Below are 13,863 nucleotides of genomic sequence, written 5' to 3'. Positions count from 1 at the left end.
GGTCATTATGAGCCAGGTACTTTATCGTGCAAGATTGTCCCATGTCGTGGTTGCCACGGCGCTGTTTTGGGTCTCTGTCGCGGCATTGTTGGTCGCCGTATTAAACTAACCTCAAAAAATGACTCCTGCATAAACCCGCTTCGGCGGGTTTTTTTATCTCCGCCGATGGGGAGGTGAGCGAAGGCGTTTATAATTGATGGCATCTTCAATAAACGACTGGAACCATCATGAAGTTCTTTGCCGATATTTTGCTGCTGCTCATCGCAGCGCTCCATCTTTATATCCTGGTGCTGGAAATGTTCCTGTGGCGTACGCCCCTCGGCAGGCGCGCATTTGGCACAACGGCGGAGTTCGCCGCAGCCACGCGGGTGTTGGCCGCCAATCAGGGGTTGTACAACGGCTTTCTGGCGTTGGGGTTGGTATGGAGCTACTGGCGTGGGGATATGGCACTGCAGCTGTTCTTGCTCGGGTGCGTGCTGGCGGCCGGGGTGTTCGGCGGGTTGAGCGCCAGCCGCAAAATTCTGTGGGTGCAGGCGCTGCCGGCCGCGATCGCGATGCTGGCGGTCTGGGGGGCGCGTTAACCCGCCGACTTGCGGCGGGCTTCAGGCGGATTTTTGGTGAATGACGTGCAACGGCGGATCGATGTGCAGATCAACGCTCAAATCCTGGCGGAAATCATAGGGTGTGATATTAAAACGCTTTCTGAACATGTAGGTGAAGTGGGACTGTGAACCGAAGCCAAAGTCCAGGGCGATGTCGAAGATCGACGCTTCACTGCTGCGCAGTTGATAGACCGCGCCGGCCAGACGGCGTTCGCGAATGTATTTACCGAGCGAAATCCCTGTCGCTTCTTTGAACAGCTTCTGCATGTGCCACAGCGAGTAGCCGGAGTACTCGGCCAGCTCTTCGAGATGGATCACTCGTCCGAGGTGAGTTTCGACCCATTTGCTGAGGGCGCAGACCAACGAGAGGTGGTGTTCTTGTATCATCAGTGCGTCAGTGTGAGACCTACATAGCGGTGAAGTATACACAACTTGCCGCCGTCGACAAAAATGCCGCCGGTGACGGGGGGCAATTATTCGGAAAAACCGTTTGACCGCCGCTTGTCAGCCGAAAGGAAAAACGGCTAATCTGAGACTGTCGCCGCCGCGGTGGGGGACGCAAAGAAAGCCGCAGCAAGAACCGCCAAAACAGAGTCAGCCGTAACAACTCAACGTTGATGGGGTGATCGCATGTTAATGACAGTGATTATTACTCTGGTTGTAATCGTGGGCGTCGGCGCTTTTATGGCGACGCCGGTGATGAGCATGAAGAATGCGGAAGGTGTGGGAGGTGAAGAACCGTGAGAGCAAGAAGATATGCACGCCGCTAAGCGGGGCGAGCGCTAATCGGGAAAGCCTGGGTCAGAAACCCGGGCTTTTTGTTGCGTAACCGCTCAAACGTTTTTCCGCTCGACGGTTTCCTCTCCCCAATAAAGCTGGTCGGCGGTGGTTTTGGCAAAGGCCTTTTCCAGTGCCTCATCACTGCCTTCTTCCCAGATTTTCTGCGCCAACACTTCATCGTTCCCTGCCAGCTCAAAAATGGCTTCGGCGATTTCCACCGAAGTTTCACGCACTGTCGCCCAGGATTTCACATTGTGATTCGCCATAACTTTCTCCTGTTGGTTGTGGCTTGCGGGTGGTTTTTACCACCGCCATGCAGCAAGTATAGGCCAATCCGCCGCAGGCTTTTGCCCGCCGGTGCGCAGAATGGGGAAAAAGACGGGGAGTGCGGGCAATGGCGCGGACGCCATGCTATTCTGTGCGGCGTTTGAATCAAGAAGGAAATTTATTATGTCTGACATGCTGAGCAACGAGCAGGAACTGGCTTCCGATCTGGTCGCTTGCCAACTGGTCATCAAACAGATTCTGGACGTTATCGACGTGATTGCGCCGACCGAAGTGCGCGACAAGATGGCGGGTCAGCTCAAAAGCATCGATTTCTCCACGCATCCTGCCGGCGCCGATCCGGTGACCCGCCGAGCGATTGACAAGGCGATTGCGCTGATCGAGATGAAGTTTACCCGCAACTGAGGCGGGGCCGCCGCAAAGCGGCGGCGTCGGGCGGTGGCGGTTAATCCACCACCGTTACGATTTTCTTGAACAGCGGGCAGTCGGCTACGCCGATGAAACCGTTGTCGCCATTCACGTACTGGGCGATCGCCACGTTGCGCGCCGTCAGGTATTTGCACTGCAACCCTAACCCGCCAACGTTTTTGTTGCTGCCGATCAGCACGCCGTAGCCCGAGATCAAAAAGCCGCCGTAAATGACCGCCAACACCAATACCCACTTAATCAATTTGCTCATCGTATTTCCTCGTTATCCCTGAGGGTTCATCTAGCCACGGCGCCTATGCGAGGGCAAGGGTAACAGTCTGAAAACCGGGCGATAGCCAGAAATCTAAACGGAAAGTTAAACTTCGTTTAACTTCGCTGTGATAACATGCGCGATAGATTACCAAGATAACAATGAGGCTGCTAAATTTGTTGCGAAAAAAAATCCTCGTGATAATGACGGCCGTCGCTGCCTGCCTGTTTTTCTACCTGCTGGCGCTGGACAGCTATTGCGACGATGGTGGAAATTTTGCGTTGGGCATCTGTTCGGTGACCCGCTTCGTGCCCTGGTAAGCAATTTTTGGCAGGGATGTTCGCACGGCCGCCGCGAGTGTTAAGATGGCGGCCTGAATTTCGCAGTAGATAGGGTTGTCCATGTACGATTTAGGTTTTGGCCAGAACGGCCTATTGTCGCTGGCCCTCGCCGCCGTGGCGTTGCTGGCCGGGCTGTGGGTCTGGTTCCTGGTGAACCGCGCCAGCGTGCGCGCCAATGAGCAGATTCGCCTGCTGCAGGAGATTGCCGAGCAACAACGCCAGCAAACGGCGCTGTTGAAGCGTATGGCGCACCGCGCCGGCGCAGACGGCGCCGCTGCTGCTGACGACGATCTCAACCCCGCGCTGGATTTCAAAGGTTTCATCCCCGAACGTTGAGCATGATGCCCCGGCCGACGGCAGCGTCGCCGGGGCGCCTCAGTAAAACACCATGCCCTGATACGGCTTTTCCCGGCATGCCGCCAGGCGGCTGGCCAAATCGCCGGCATGGATCTCCAATTGATGCCCATCGGGATCGAGAAAATAGAGTGATTCGCCTTCGCTGCGATTGCTTTTCCACTCTTCGACGCCGGCCTGGCGCAACCGCTCGCTGACCTGCTCAATGTGTTCCGGCGCGACGCTGAAGGCGTAATGGGTGTAATCGCGCTCGCGTTGTTGCATGCGCGTTTCATCCAGCGACAGGCATAGCCACAACGGCCCTAACGACAAATAGGCGCCGCCTTGCCAGCGGGCGTGCGGGATAAATCCCAACAGATGACGATAAAAATCGAAGCTGCGATCGAGATTGCTGACGGCGAGCGTCAGATGGTTAAGGCCGGTCAACATGCATGCGTACTCCGGGCGCTGAACAGGGAGAAAAGTTTACGCAGGCGCTAAGGAAAGATAAAGGGCACAAAGCATTAGTAGAGATAATGTGAAAACCGGCAGCGCTGTCATAAAACTGTCGTACAGACATCGTAATGTAGCGCGAACCTTACGAAAGATGGATGAAGCCGATGATTAAATGGTACGAAGAAAGCGATGCCGAAGTGAACCGCAGCATTGCGCTGCTGACCGGAGAGAACCCGGACAAGTGGTATCCCTACGGTGGTGTGAAAGGTAAAGATTACTGCAAGAATCCCTCCGATGCCTGGCCGATCATTTGCGCCAACAAAATCAGTCTGAACCCCGATAACCAAAGCGACAGCCCGCAGTGGCAGGCGCGCATGAGCACTCAGGGCGGTGAATGGCAGGCGGACAGCGCCAGTCCGCTGCGCGCGGCGATGATCTGCTTCCTGATGAGCCGACAGGCTAACTGAGTCGAACAATACCGGTGATTGGTAAGAGTTTCTCCTTTTTCTAATAACAGAGCTGTCGTTGGCGGAGGCTGTTTATGAAGCGCATTATCAAAGGTGATAAAAACTTGTCTCATCTGGTGATTGCCCATGCGGCGATCGATCGTCATGCCGAAAGCTTCGGCCAGCGCCGTCAGGGCTGGCCCTCGACCTACCTGATAAAATATCAAAACGATCGCGTGGCGGTGGAAGTGGTCACGCGTAGCCAATCTTATGTCGCCACGCTGATGATCGGCGCGCGCAATCTGACCAAACTGTGCGGTATGCCTGGCTAAACGCTGCCGTTATCCGCTTTCTCGCGGTAAAAAAATCGCGCTCCGGCCTGCCGTCTCGGGGCGCTTCTCCTTGATGCTCACGGGGTTAAGTGTTAAAAAGCCGCCCGCAGATACATTTATTGATTGGTGAAATCTTGGCCGATAGCGGCAAGGGTATACGCCATATGAGGATAAGATGGGCGGTCAGCATCAGGATACTCCGCTAAAACGCGGTTTAAAAAACAGACACATACAGCTTATTGCCCTCGGGGGCGCCATCGGTACCGGTTTATTTCTCGGCATTGCGCAAACCATTAAAATGGCCGGCCCCGCCGTGCTGCTGGGCTACGCCATCGGCGGTTTTATCGCGTTTTTAATCATGCGCCAGCTGGGTGAAATGGTGGTGGAGGAGCCGGTCGCCGGCTCTTTCAGTCACTTTGCCTATAAATACTGGGGCGATTTCGCCGGCTTCCTTTCCGGCTGGAACTACTGGGCAATGTTCATTCTGGTCGGCATGGCGGAATTGACCGCCGTCGGCATCTACATTCAGTACTGGTGGCCGGAGATCCCCACCTGGGCCTCCGCCGCGCTGTTTTTCGTGCTGATCAACCTGATTAACCTGGTGAACGTGCGCCTGTACGGCGAAACCGAGTTCTGGTTCGCCATCATCAAGGTAGTGGCGATTGTCGGCATGATCGTCTTCGGCGCCTGGCTGTTGGCCAGCGGTAACGGCGGGCCGCAGGCCAGCATCACCAACCTCTGGCAGCAGGGCGGCTTTATGCCGCACGGCTTCTCCGGGCTGGTGATGGCGATGGCGGTGATCATGTTCTCGTTCGGCGGGCTGGAGATGGTCGGCATCACCGCGGCGGAAGCCGCCGATCCGCGCCGCAGCATTCCCAAAGCCACCAATCAGGTGGTGTACCGCATCCTGATCTTCTATATCGGCTCGCTGACCGTGCTGCTTTCGCTCTATCCGTGGGGGCAAGTGGTGGAGGGCGGCAGCCCGTTCGTGCTGATCTTCCATGCGCTGAACAGCAATCTGGTGGCAACGGTGCTCAACGTAGTGGTCTTGACCGCCGCGCTGTCGGTTTACAACAGCGGCGTTTATGCCAACAGCCGCATGCTGTTCGGGCTGGCCAGCCAGGGCAATGCGCCGCAGGTGCTGACGCGCGTGAATAAACGCGGCGTGCCGGTGCTGTCCATCGCGCTGTCGGCGTTGATTACTTCGATCGGCGTGCTGATCAACTACCTGATGCCCGGCAAGGCGTTTGAGCTGCTGATGGCGCTGGTGGTGTCAACATTGGTGATCAACTGGGTGATGATCTGCCTGGCGCACCTGAAGTTCCGTGCCGCCAAGAACCGCCAGGGCGTCATCCCCAGCTTTAAGGCGCTGTGGTATCCTTTCGGCAACTACCTGTGTCTGGCGTTCCTCGGCCTGATTCTGGTGATCATGTATTTCAGCGAAGGGATCCGCATTTCGGTGTTGCTGATGCCGGTATGGGTTGCGGTGCTGTGGGGCGGGTTCATGCTGACGCGCCGCAAAGGCGCCAAGCGTTAATCTGCGCGCGGAGGCGTATTGCGCCTCCGCGCTCTTCTCGTCAGCCGCGCGGCATAAAGGCGCGCCCCTCACCGTCACCCCGTCCCAGCAGTTTCCGGCACAGCAGCAGCAGGGTGCTGATGACGTCGATGGCGACTACGCTGAGCATCAGCAGAGTCAGCATGAAGAACCCAAGCAGCGAACCGCCCAGCAGCACCAACGGTGCAGGCACGCGCAGCCGGCGCAGCTTCATGGCGAAATACATTTTCCAGTATTGCTTCTGCGCGAGCAGCGCGCTGCGAATACGACGCCCCAGGCCGATGCCTGATTTGCGGGATGTAGAACGACTCATAACTTCTCCTTTTCTGTATGCCCTACAAGTCAATCACAAAGATCTTAAGAGAGTCTTAACGGGCTCTTGGCGGCCCTGGCTTTCCACTGGAGTGAGACAACAGCATACGGCAAAAGGTCCCGAGATGCAGCGCACGGCTGACAAAGTGCGAGCTTCATCGGGTTTGTTACACTGAAAGTCATGCCCGTGCAGGGCGCTGTGGTCGGGAGAAAAGGCAGGATGAAAAGAATCAACCGTTATTACGACGCGGCCAAGGCGCATCATACGCCGGAGGGATTTCGCAACCTGGAACCTTCGCGGCGTCAGGAGGGCGATCTTCGGCGTTGGCAAGATGAACGCAAGCGACAGGGGCTGCCCAGGCCGCCGCAGCAGGGTTATGCGCAATTTACCCAGCGCTGGTGGCAACCTGCCGATCTCAGTGGCAGCGACGACAGCGTCTGGTGGTTGGGGCATGCCTCGATGCTATTGCGATTGAGTGGCCGCTATATCCTGATCGATCCGGTATTGTCCGAACGTGCATCGCCGCTGAGCTTTTACGGCCCAAAGCGCAGAACGCCGCCGCCGTTGACGGTGGGGCAACTGCCGGCGGTGGATGTGGTGCTGATCTCCCATAACCATTATGACCACCTCGACAGGCGCACGGTGCGGCAATTGGCGCGGCGTTTCCCACAGGCCGAGTTCATCGTGCCGTTGGGGGTGAAGCGCTGGTTTCGCCGCTACCGGCTGAAGGTGCATGAACTGGACTGGTGGCAGAGCCTGTCACTGGGCGAGCTGACGGTCTACGCCACGCCGGCGCGGCACTGGAGCATGCGCACGCTGTGGGATCGCAATCGCTCGCTGTGGTGCGGGTGGGTGATCCACCATCCGGCGCTACGGTTTTATTTTTCCGGCGACAGCGGTTATTCGGAACGGCTGGCGGAGATCGGTCAACGGCTGGGGCCGTTCGACGTGGCTGCGTTGCCGATCGGCGCCTATGCGCCGCGCTGGTTTATGCAGGAGCAGCATATGGATCCGCAGCAGTCGGTGGCGCTGTATCGCGAACTGAATCAGCCGCGAGCCATTCCTATCCATTGGGGAGTATTCGAACTGGCGGATGAATCGCTGGACGAACCGCCGCAGCAGCTGAACCTGGCCCTGAGCGAGGCGGGGTTGGAGCAGCATCAATTCCTCCCGCTGAAGATTGGCGAGCGCATCGCGTTGCAGGGCTCATCGCCTGCGTTACCTAATCACCCGGCGGCGCAGCGGGATGAATAAAGTCAATGGTTTGAAAGCGCAGCTGTAATTAGCAGAATTGATAAGTGCGGGTGGTGATTCAAATAACCCCCGTATTTTCAGGATTTAATTCAACGTTGAACTTTCGTTATTGATAAGATTATTCCGGCTATTGAGGTTAATGACATTCGGATTATTTATGATGAAACCACAGGCAGCGGAAGATGTGCCGGCGCTTTGCATGCTTATGCATCCGTTGTGCAGGGTGGAGACGTTGCCGCCGACCCGTGCGCCGTTCTCGCCCGCGCCGTTTGGCGGCAGGGCGGAAAGCCGATGAGGAATGGGCTTTCCGGCGGTAAATGGTCGGAGGAGCGATGAATAAATTGGCCCCCGTTCATCGATATTCAGATGTTGCATATCAAATTCCATAAAGATTCAAATTTTTTAACGCTATAAGCGGCAAAAAAGCGGAAATGATGAGACGCAAAGGCGTCAATACGATGAAAGTTTTGTTAAAACTCCAGCAGAATGCGGGGTCTGGCGCAGTGATTTTGGCAAGCAGAAAATAGCCGATGCTTCAACATCTTTTGGCCTATTTAAGCAAATGTTGCGCTCGACCGTTTCAAATATGTGCGACATGTCGTTCAGTGATTAAAAATGGCTTGCCATCGCATACAGAGTATGTGATAACGCATCTGGGTAAAACGAGGTACAGTTCTGTATATGTGTGGCATTTTCAGTAAAGAAGTTCTGAGTAAAGACGTTAGCGTTGAATACCGCTTCTCTGCCGATCCTTATCTTAGTGCCTCAAGCAGTAACGACTCTAGTTTGTCTATGTAACGCCCTCGGGCGGTTTAAACAATCCAAAGGAAATACTCAAGATGGCAAAGATCAAAGGTCAAGTTAAGTGGTTCAACGAGTCTAAAGGTTTCGGTTTCATCACCCCGGCTGACGGCAGCAAAGACGTGTTCGTACACTTCTCTGCAATCCAGGGTAACGGCTTCAAAACCCTGGCTGAAGGCCAGAACGTTGAGTTCGAAATCCAAGATGGCCAGAAAGGCCCATCTGCAGTAAACGTTACTGCTATCTAATCAGCGTCAGCTGTACAAAAAGCCCGCCTTCGCGCGGGCTTTTTCGTTTCCGTCATCCGGCGGCGATGATGATGCCGGCGTACTGGTTGCGGCCTTTGATCCCCGGATGCGTCGGATCCTGCGCGCGCCGGTGGCTGTTGCGGCGATAGCTGGTGTATTTGAAGCGCTGCGGCCGCTGTGGGTCGACGTCCGGCGTGCAGATGGTGCAACTGCCGGCGCGGTCAACGGCGGCGAAGCCGAGCGCCGCCAGCTTGTATTCGGCAATTGCGGCCAAATCGAGATGCCGGTAATGCGGGCTGATCAGCGTGGCGGGCAGCGGCAGGCGCTGTTTAAAACTCTCCACCAGCGCTTCATCGACTTCGTAGCAGCACGGGCCGGCGGCAGGGCCGATGGAGACGACCCAATCGGCGGTGTCGCCGTCCTGGCGAATGCGTGCTGCCATCTGTTCCAGAATACCGTCCAGCAGCCCGCGCCAGCCGGCGTGCACCGCAGCGATGGCGCCGCCGTCACGGCGGCTGAACAGCACCGGCAAACAGTCCGCCGTCAGTACGCTGAGCAGAATGCCGGGCTGGCGAGTATAGAAACCATCGGCCTCGCCGCATGCCTGCGCCGGCTGCAGCACATCGACGATACGGGTGCCGTGCACCTGTTTTTTTTCCGGCAGCGTGGCGCTGTAGGGCAGCAGATGCCCGGGCAGCAGCGCGAGTTTGCTGCCGAAGCCGTGCTGAATGTGGGGCACCGCATCGAGCAGCGCGGAACGATCGCTCATAAGTTATGTTCACCTGCATGAGAAAACAGACTCTCAGTGTAGCCAGCTTTTTCCCCGCTTGACCAGATGTTGTTGGCGGCGAAAGCGAGCGGGGATGCGCCTTGCATCAAGCCGACGCCTTCTTTAGACTAGCCGCGCCCTGTCTTTCTGGAAGCCCATTCATGTCTTATCACTGCCCCCTGTGTCATCAACCGCTGCATTTTTCATCACAACACTGGCGTTGTGACGGCAATCATCAGTTCGATCAAGCCAAAGAAGGCTACGTGAATCTGCTGCCGGTGCAGCACAAACGATCGAAGCAGCCGGGAGACAGCGCGGAAATGATGCAGGCACGGCGCGCGTTTCTCGACGGTGGATATTATCAGCCGTTGCAAGCGCAGGTAGCCGAGTGGCTGGATTCGGCGCTGGCGGCCGATGCAGGCGCGTTATTGGACATAGGCTGCGGGGAAGGGTATTACACCGCCGCCGTGGCCGCACGGCTGGCACAGAAGCGCAATATGACGGTCTATGGGCTGGACGTCGCCAAGGTGGCGATCCGCTACGCTGCCAAACGTTATCCGGCGGTCTCGTTCTGCGTCGCCTCCAGTCACCGTTTGCCGTTCGCCGACGGGGCGCTGGATGCGGTCTTGCGCATTTATGCGCCCTGCAAGGCGGAGGAGCTGGCGCGGGTAGTGAAGCCGGGCGGCGTGGTGCTGACGGTGTCGCCGGGCCCGCGTCATCTGTACCAGCTGAAAGAGCAGGTGTACCAGCAGGTGCAGCTGCATGCCGAACAGGATGAACAGTTCGACGGATTCGACTGCGAGCGCAAAGAGGCGCTGGCCTATACGATGACCCTACCGGGCGCGCAGGCCGCCAATCTGCTGCAGATGACGCCGTTCGCCTGGCGCGCTACGCCGGAGGTGCAACAGCGGTTGGCCGAGGGCGGCGAGTTTGTGTGCGAGACGGATTTCGTGTTGGCGTTGTACCGACGTCGCGCTTAAGGGGCCTTGAACTCAGAAACAAAAAAACCTGCCGCGGCAGGTTTTTTTTGCAGTTCGGTCGCCTCAGGCCAGGTAGCCGAGGTGCTCCAGCAGGATGTTGACGCCGATGCCGATCAACACCACGCCGCCGAGGATTTCGGCGCGTTTGCCCAGCAGCGGGCCGATAAAGCGGCCGATCATCATGCCCAACGTTGCCATGATCATGGTGGCGCAGCCGATGGCCATTGCGGTGTGCACGATGTTCACCTGCAGGAAGGCCAGACCGACGCCGATCGCCATGGCGTCCAGGCTGGTCGCGATAGCGGTGGCCACCAATATCCAGAAGCCGTGGCGTTTGACCTTCTCTTCTTCGTCGGGCCTGTTGCGCACCCCTTCGACAATCATGCGCATGCCGAGAATGAACAGCAGCGAGAAGGCGACCCAGTGATCCCATTCCATGATGTATTGGCTGGCGAACAGGCCGATGGCCCAACCGATGAGCGGGGTGATTGCTTCGACCACGCCGAAGATTAGGCCGGTGCGGATCGCTTCGCGGAAACGGGGCTGATGCAGACTGGCGCCTTTGCCGATAGAAGCGGCGAACGCATCCATGGACATGCCGAAAGCGAGAATAAGCGTTGCTGAAAGGTTCATGTGAAATAGCCTCGGCCGGGTGGCTCCATATACACGTAACCCACCCCCAACCAAACGACGGAGTTACGTGTCTATGGTCTCGCCAACCTTACCTGGCTGCCCGCACCACGTTTCATACGGCGAAACGAGTATGTTGATACGGGCGTTTCTGGCGTTTTATTCTCCAGAAACCGGCTACTCCCCAATGACGGCGCAACCATACCATATTATTTCCGGTACCGACAACTTTATTCTGGCGCGATTTTTGTTCTTAATTGAGACTCGTTTTCATTAATCTGATTTCATGTGGGAATATAATGTAGACGCGGGTAACAATGTTGCAGAAATAATAGTCAGAAATGAAATGGCGCTGCCGATTAATTATCCACAGGCAGCGCAAGGTTTGAGCGAGAATAAAATTAATTTTCCCTTATTTATTGATTATCAACGAAAAAATTGTATATCTTCTCCAGGTCATCCAGGTGCGTCACCTGAACCAACAGCCGGCGCTGCTCCAGGTCGATGGCCAGAATGCCGTCCTCCGATAAATTCATGGCTTTAATGCGGTTATATTCGACAAAAACATTGGCGAAGAAAAAACCGTGCGCTTTAAACACCATTTTGGGCGAGCGGATATAAGCAATATAGATGGCGAGCAGCGCCAAAGAAATAAGCAGATAAGTGGTTAATAGCGCGCCGTTGGCGGTGACGTTACGGTAAATCAGAATGGCGATCAGGCCGACGAAAATCAGGCTGTCGAGGCGGTTGCGGCGTTTGAGCGGCACTTTGAGCCGCGTTTTGCCTTTCAGCAGATCCATGCCGAATTCGTCGTACAGCGAATACAGCAACAGCAGGGCGATAAACAGCATCAGTACGGCGTCGGTCAGTGACATCTCTTGCTCCACACATAAAAAAGCCGGGGGTTGCCCCCCGGCCGTTTCGAACGATTACAGGCCCAGCAGGCCAATCCAATAGCCAAAGATACCGATGACGAAGAAGCCGATGATGATCCACAGCGCATTGACTTTTTTACGCAGCAGCCACATACAGGCGAAGGTCAACAGCAGCGGCACCAGGCCCGGCATCAGCTGGTCGAGGATGGTCTGCACCGTGGTGACGTTGGTATGTCCGGTCTGGTCGGTGATCTTGGACACCACCAGCGGGATATTCACGTGCGTCCACTTGTTGACCAACGCGCCCATGACAAACAGGCCGAGAATGGACGCCCCTTCCGTCAGTTTCTGCAGGAAGCCGCCGCCCATGTCGTTGACGATGTCCACCCCTTTACGGTAACCGTAGGCCACGCCGTAATAGCGGGTCAGCAGGCGCACCAGGTTGAACAGCACGAAGAACAGGATCGGTCCGAGCAGGCTGCCGCTCATGGCGATGCCCGCCCCAAGCGCGGCGAATACCGGCCGCACGGTGCCCCAGAAGATCGGGTCACCGACGCCCGCCAGCGGCCCCATCAAACCAACCTTGATGCCGTTGATTGCGGCGTCGTCGATCGGTGCGCCGTTGGCGCGTTGCTCTTCCATCGCCATGGTCACGCCGAGTACCGGCGCCGCCACATAAGGGTGGGTGTTGAAGAACTCAAGGTGGCGCTTGATCGCCTGTTTGCGATCGTCATTGTTTTCCGGATACAGGCGACGGATCACCGGCACCATCGAGAAGCAAAAACCCAGCGCCTGCATGCGTTCGAAGTTCCATGAACCCTGGAACAGGTTCGAACGCAGGAATACGCCGCGAATATCGGCCGGCGTGAGTTTCTTTTGAGCAGTTGTATCAACCATTTCTCTCACCTATTCCTAGTCGAGTTCGTTATCGAGATCGTTCGCGTTAGCCGGGCCGGCCTGGACAACCTGAGACTTGTTGTATTTCGGGCTGAGCTGGATATACAGCACGGCCATCACCACGCCGATGACGCCGAGCGCCACCAGGTTGAAGTTGGTGAAGGCGGCGGTAACGAAACCGAGATAGAAGAACGGCATCAGGTAGCCGGCGCGCATCATGTTAATCACCATCGCGTAACCGACCACCACGATCATGCCGCCGGCGATGTTCAGGCCGCTGGTGACCACTTCCGGGATCGAGTTGAGCAGGGCGTGCACCCCGGCGGTGCCTACCGAGATGGCGACGATGACCGCCGGGATGGCGATACGCATCGCCTGCAGCAGCAGGGCGCCGACATGGATCCAGCTGATGGCGCGCAGGCTGCCGCGCTCCGCCGCGCTGTCCGCTGCGTGCTGGAAGGCCACGGTGAGGGTTCGCACGATGATGGTTAACACCTGGCCGGCCGCCGCCAGCGGAATGGCCAGGGCGATACCGGCGCCGACGCTTTGCCCGCCGGCGATGACCAGGATGGTCGAGATGATGGACGCCAGGGCGGCATCCGGCGCGACCGCCGCACCGATGTTCATCCAGCCGAGGGCGATCATTTCCAGCGTACCGCCGATAATGATGCCGGTTTTCATATCGCCGAGGATGAAGCCGATCAGGGTACAGGCGACCAGCGGACGGTGGAACTGGAACTCGTCGAGGACGGAACCCATCCCGGCGATACAGGCAACGATAAATATCAGCACAATCTGAAGAGTGGTGATCTCCATTGCACTTCTCCTATGACCAAAAAAGCTCTGAGTAAAATAATCAGCGGCAGGCGCCACTAATTGAGTTTGTTAATCAGGTCCATCATTTTTAGCCGGCTGTCGGACGAGACCTTACGCACCTCCAGCTCGATACCGCGATCGTTCAGTTTCTTAAACGCTTCGATATCTTTTTCATCGACGGAAACGGCGTTGTTCACCTGGGTTTTCCCCTGGCGGAACGCCATGCCGCCGATATTGACGGATTGAATATCCACGCCGCCCTCCACCAGACGCCAGACGTCGGTCGGATTGGTAAACAGCAGCATCACGCGGTCGTTGGCGTATTTCGGGTTGTTCCAGACGCGGATAGCCTTCGCCACGTCCACCACGTGGGCGGTGACGCCCGGCGGGGCGACCTGGGTCAGCAGGGTTTTGCGCACATGGTCGGCAGCTGTCTCTTATACACATCTCCGAGCCCACGAGACTTGTATC

General features: G+C 57.0%; 22 protein-coding genes, 1 pseudogene and 1 riboswitch. Of the genes and pseudogenes, 11 read left to right on the top strand and 12 right to left on the bottom strand.

All coding sequences use genetic code 11. The annotated features are described in order from the left end of the window. Positions 1 to 227: 227 nt before the first annotated feature. Positions 228 to 581, top strand: a complete 354-nt coding sequence (locus MMS95_RS09360; RefSeq protein ID WP_015378167.1) for a DUF1304 domain-containing protein — start codon at positions 228 to 230, stop codon at positions 579 to 581. Between the two features lie 21 nt (positions 582 to 602). Here MMS95_RS09360 and MMS95_RS09355 read toward each other — a convergent pair whose 3' ends face one another. After that, positions 603 to 989 (bottom strand): helix-turn-helix domain-containing protein, encoded by a 387-nt coding sequence (locus tag MMS95_RS09355; RefSeq protein WP_004927697.1) that lies wholly within the window; start codon positions 987 to 989, stop codon positions 603 to 605. A gap of 446 nt (positions 990 to 1,435) precedes the next feature. Then, on the bottom strand, positions 1,436 to 1,648 hold the full coding sequence (locus MMS95_RS09350; protein WP_004927694.1) for a YccJ family protein: 213 nt from the start codon (positions 1,646 to 1,648) through the stop codon (positions 1,436 to 1,438). A 184-nt stretch (positions 1,649 to 1,832) separates the two neighbouring features. On the opposite strand from MMS95_RS09350, the gene MMS95_RS09345 reads away from it, so the two are divergent. Then, a complete protein-coding gene (locus MMS95_RS09345) occupies positions 1,833 to 2,072 on the top strand; it encodes a DUF2766 family protein (RefSeq protein WP_004927692.1) in 240 nt (79 codons plus the stop codon). Between the two features lie 40 nt (positions 2,073 to 2,112). On the opposite strand, the gene MMS95_RS09340 is transcribed toward MMS95_RS09345, so the two are convergent. Continuing rightward, complete coding sequence (locus MMS95_RS09340; RefSeq protein ID WP_242141597.1) at positions 2,113 to 2,346, bottom strand: YobH family protein; 234 nt, start codon at positions 2,344 to 2,346, stop codon at positions 2,113 to 2,115. A gap of 203 nt (positions 2,347 to 2,549) precedes the next feature. On the opposite strand from MMS95_RS09340, the gene mgrB reads away from it, so the two are divergent. Continuing rightward, the gene (mgrB, locus tag MMS95_RS09335; RefSeq protein ID WP_019452853.1) at positions 2,550 to 2,666 is read left to right on the top strand and encodes a PhoP/PhoQ regulator MgrB; all 117 of its coding nucleotides are present in this window, start codon (positions 2,550 to 2,552) and stop codon (positions 2,664 to 2,666) included. Positions 2,667 to 2,747: 81 nt separating this feature from the next. Beyond that, the gene (locus MMS95_RS09330; protein ID WP_033640075.1) at positions 2,748 to 3,023 is read left to right on the top strand and encodes a YebO family protein; all 276 of its coding nucleotides are present in this window, start codon (positions 2,748 to 2,750) and stop codon (positions 3,021 to 3,023) included. Positions 3,024 to 3,062: 39 nt separating this feature from the next. Here MMS95_RS09330 and fos read toward each other — a convergent pair whose 3' ends face one another. Next, positions 3,063 to 3,470 carry a fosfomycin resistance glutathione transferase gene (fos, locus tag MMS95_RS09325; RefSeq protein ID WP_015378164.1) on the bottom strand — a complete coding sequence of 136 codons (408 nt, stop codon included), beginning with the start codon at positions 3,468 to 3,470 and terminating at the stop codon, positions 3,063 to 3,065. Positions 3,471 to 3,640: 170 nt separating this feature from the next. Between fos and MMS95_RS09320 the strand changes: the two genes are divergently transcribed. The 3 genes from MMS95_RS09320 (at position 3,641) to MMS95_RS09310 (ending at position 5,791) form a co-directional block, all read left to right on the top strand. Beyond that, a complete protein-coding gene (locus MMS95_RS09320; protein WP_004927682.1) occupies positions 3,641 to 3,943 on the top strand; it encodes a phage protein NinX family protein in 303 nt (100 codons plus the stop codon). Positions 3,944 to 4,017: 74 nt separating this feature from the next. Then, positions 4,018 to 4,254, top strand: a complete 237-nt coding sequence (locus MMS95_RS09315; RefSeq protein ID WP_004927680.1) for a DUF4060 family protein — start codon at positions 4,018 to 4,020, stop codon at positions 4,252 to 4,254. A gap of 175 nt (positions 4,255 to 4,429) precedes the next feature. Next, complete coding sequence (locus tag MMS95_RS09310) at positions 4,430 to 5,791, top strand: amino acid permease (RefSeq protein WP_015378163.1); 1,362 nt, start codon at positions 4,430 to 4,432, stop codon at positions 5,789 to 5,791. 40 nt (positions 5,792 to 5,831) lie between these two features. On the opposite strand, the gene MMS95_RS09305 is transcribed toward MMS95_RS09310, so the two are convergent. Further along, a complete protein-coding gene (locus MMS95_RS09305) occupies positions 5,832 to 6,122 on the bottom strand; it encodes a hypothetical protein (protein ID WP_015378162.1) in 291 nt (96 codons plus the stop codon). Between the two features lie 219 nt (positions 6,123 to 6,341). Here MMS95_RS09305 and MMS95_RS09300 point away from each other — a divergent pair, with 219 nt between their 5' ends. After that, a complete protein-coding gene (locus tag MMS95_RS09300) occupies positions 6,342 to 7,376 on the top strand; it encodes an MBL fold metallo-hydrolase (RefSeq protein ID WP_242141596.1) in 1,035 nt (344 codons plus the stop codon). Between the two features lie 84 nt (positions 7,377 to 7,460). On the opposite strand, the gene MMS95_RS09295 is transcribed toward MMS95_RS09300, so the two are convergent. Further along, complete coding sequence (locus MMS95_RS09295; RefSeq protein WP_130054767.1) at positions 7,461 to 7,751, bottom strand: hypothetical protein; 291 nt, start codon at positions 7,749 to 7,751, stop codon at positions 7,461 to 7,463. A gap of 306 nt (positions 7,752 to 8,057) precedes the next feature. Between MMS95_RS09295 and MMS95_RS09290 the strand changes: the two genes are divergently transcribed. Continuing rightward, complete coding sequence (locus MMS95_RS09290) at positions 8,058 to 8,174, top strand: DUF2627 domain-containing protein (protein WP_002211058.1); 117 nt, start codon at positions 8,058 to 8,060, stop codon at positions 8,172 to 8,174. 41 nt (positions 8,175 to 8,215) lie between these two features. Beyond that, positions 8,216 to 8,425, top strand: coding sequence for a transcription antiterminator/RNA stability regulator CspE (cspE, locus tag MMS95_RS09285; RefSeq protein WP_002221949.1), 210 nt, complete (start codon positions 8,216 to 8,218; stop codon positions 8,423 to 8,425). A 52-nt stretch (positions 8,426 to 8,477) separates the two neighbouring features. Here cspE and pgeF read toward each other — a convergent pair whose 3' ends face one another. Beyond that, the gene (gene pgeF / locus MMS95_RS09280) at positions 8,478 to 9,194 is read right to left on the bottom strand and encodes a peptidoglycan editing factor PgeF (RefSeq protein WP_004927619.1); all 717 of its coding nucleotides are present in this window, start codon (positions 9,192 to 9,194) and stop codon (positions 8,478 to 8,480) included. A 161-nt stretch (positions 9,195 to 9,355) separates the two neighbouring features. On the opposite strand from pgeF, the gene rlmA reads away from it, so the two are divergent. Continuing rightward, the gene (gene rlmA, locus MMS95_RS09275) at positions 9,356 to 10,174 is read left to right on the top strand and encodes a 23S rRNA (guanine(745)-N(1))-methyltransferase (RefSeq protein ID WP_242141595.1); all 819 of its coding nucleotides are present in this window, start codon (positions 9,356 to 9,358) and stop codon (positions 10,172 to 10,174) included. Positions 10,175 to 10,237: 63 nt separating this feature from the next. Here the strand turns inward: rlmA and mntP are convergent, their stop codons facing one another. The 5 genes and pseudogenes from mntP to MMS95_RS09250 form a co-directional block, all read right to left on the bottom strand. Next, entirely contained in the window at positions 10,238 to 10,807 is a 570-nt protein-coding gene (mntP, locus tag MMS95_RS09270; protein ID WP_004927615.1) for a manganese efflux pump MntP, read from the bottom strand. A gap of 7 nt (positions 10,808 to 10,814) precedes the next feature. Beyond that, positions 10,815 to 11,002: riboswitch (yybP-ykoY riboswitch) on the bottom strand. Positions 11,003 to 11,220: 218 nt separating this feature from the next. Beyond that, positions 11,221 to 11,679 carry a DUF986 family protein gene (locus tag MMS95_RS09265; RefSeq protein WP_004927610.1) on the bottom strand — a complete coding sequence of 153 codons (459 nt, stop codon included), beginning with the start codon at positions 11,677 to 11,679 and terminating at the stop codon, positions 11,221 to 11,223. A 54-nt stretch (positions 11,680 to 11,733) separates the two neighbouring features. Continuing rightward, complete coding sequence (locus MMS95_RS09260; protein WP_015378157.1) at positions 11,734 to 12,576, bottom strand: PTS mannose transporter subunit IID; 843 nt, start codon at positions 12,574 to 12,576, stop codon at positions 11,734 to 11,736. Positions 12,577 to 12,591: 15 nt separating this feature from the next. Beyond that, positions 12,592 to 13,392 (bottom strand): PTS mannose/fructose/sorbose transporter subunit IIC, encoded by an 801-nt coding sequence (locus MMS95_RS09255; protein WP_015378156.1) that lies wholly within the window; start codon positions 13,390 to 13,392, stop codon positions 12,592 to 12,594. 56 nt (positions 13,393 to 13,448) lie between these two features. Next, positions 13,449 to 13,823: pseudogene (locus tag MMS95_RS09250) on the bottom strand (PTS sugar transporter subunit IIB); the annotation flags it as partial. Between the last annotated feature and the right edge of the window lie 40 nt (positions 13,824 to 13,863).

Source organism: Serratia sp. PGPR-27 (assembly GCF_022678525.1).
GTDB classification, from domain to species: Bacteria; Pseudomonadota; Gammaproteobacteria; order Enterobacterales; family Enterobacteriaceae; genus Serratia; species Serratia nematodiphila.
This window is presented reverse-complemented; position numbering and strand designations above follow the sequence as displayed.